The organism is Legionella sp. km772, from assembly GCF_003989735.1.
Classification (GTDB): Bacteria; Pseudomonadota; Gammaproteobacteria; order Legionellales; family Legionellaceae; genus Legionella.
Map to the genome: position 1 here is coordinate 1 of NZ_RZGQ01000316.1, position 1,752 is coordinate 1,752.

The following is a 1,752-nucleotide window of genomic DNA, read 5'->3' on the forward strand; positions in this document are numbered from 1 at the left end:
AAATCAAATAATCACTATAAAGATCAAGCATATCCATTTAATTCCCTCCCTAAAATTAAGGGCGGAATTCTAATGCTTTTTAGTCAAACTACAAGTTTATGTGCGTAACATGAGCTAATAAATTAAAAAGAGACATACTAAATACAAATACACCTTTTGGTCAGCTTCTAGTCACGCATCATATAAAGAGTGTATCGAAAGAATGCAAATATTTTTTCCTAAGATGTAATAAAGAGCTTTCCCAGCTCATTCATTGCCCATTGAATAATAAACAATATGGCCGGACTCATCTTCTCGTTAGAGAGGACAATAATAAATGGTTAGCACGTGTTACTGAAATTTTATCTTGAGTATAAAGCTCTTAAGAGCCATTTCCTAAGAAAGGGCTCTTAATTAGAAATTCTTTAACTACAGCTGGTAAGAATGAGTATGGATCCTACAATTAACAATTTGAATATAATAAATTTCATAATTAATCCTTTATAAAATATAATCCCGATTTATTTTCTTAGACAACTCCACATAAGCATATCCTTTAACAGCAGTATTGTCTTTATCTCCAATAATAAAACTTTGCCCTTGCCAATAAATATCATTCATTGCAATAATTTCTTGGTTTTTGAGAATTGGAGTAATCTCCAAATGATAATTAGCGCTTGGAATATTAAGGGACCAACCAGAGGGGTAGTTAATTTTAGTGGTTTCACTATACCAGGAGTTTAATTTCGAAAATTGGAAATCAGCTAACTTTAAAAAAACAGATTTACTATCAGCATAATTAATAATGCAAAAACTTTCAGGTGAGATAAAGGTACTGTTTTTAGAAGATAGGATGTAGAGAAATATATCATCCCCATTATTAAGCTGAATTACAAACTTATCCCAAAGAAGGTCGCTGTTATTCTTCATTTGAAAAGCATGATCCATCCCACCTTTGACCGAAATTATTCGATAGCTTTGTTCTCCTAATCGAAGTTCACCCTCCCCTTGTAAATTAGGCAGTGCGTAATAATATAAATTTAAACTATCAAAAAAACCATTTTGTCCAAATAAAAGCGGTGGCTTGGCAAGAGCTAAACGTAATTTGAGTGTGGCCTCCTTCGTTTCAGCCTGTAGAAAAAGAGTACTCAAGTCCATAAAGCTAGTCCAATCTCGATTCCAGATTGAAAGTTGTGTAGTGCTTGCACCTGCAAAATTAAAGCTCGTGCGATTCATTTTTTCTTGAGTATAAAACTGCTTATTTTCACCATCAGTTATGGTGAAATAGGAAGTGTAAATATCCTCTGTTATCCATAGTGAGGGTGGCTGCTGGGGCGGTACGCCAGTGCGAATAAAATTGAGGGTAAAGCCAAATACGTGGTTATTACTATCGACTAAGTGGCCAAAAAAATTCCACCATTCCAATTCAGCATTGCTGTGCCGTCCATGATCTATAGGGAAAGAAAGATTAAGGGGGCTGCTCTTTGCAAGGAAAGAAATTAACAGAAAGAAAATAAATAAGAGCTTAGTTATAATTTTATTCATACCTAAGTCCTTTTGCATTAATGAATTTTTTGATTTTAACGGCGGGTAATAAACCGTCTAAAATTACTAGTCCTGATAGGAGAATGAAAAAAGAAATGAGTGATAAATAGGGTTTTACCGCATATCCAGCCCAAACTGGCAATGAGATAGTTAAGCGACCTTAAGTGCTAATATTTTGTCCATATCAAACAATATATCCTGTTCTTCAATATCCTGAGTAAAGTCATA

General features: G+C 34.0%; 1 protein-coding gene. It reads right to left on the reverse strand.

All coding sequences use genetic code 11. The annotated features are described in order from the left end of the window. Positions 1 to 480: 480 nt before the first annotated feature. A complete protein-coding gene (locus ELY15_RS15575) occupies positions 481 to 1,524 on the reverse strand; it encodes a carotenoid 1,2-hydratase (RefSeq protein WP_158617527.1) in 1,044 nt (347 codons plus the stop codon). Positions 1,525 to 1,752 lie beyond the last annotated feature (228 nt).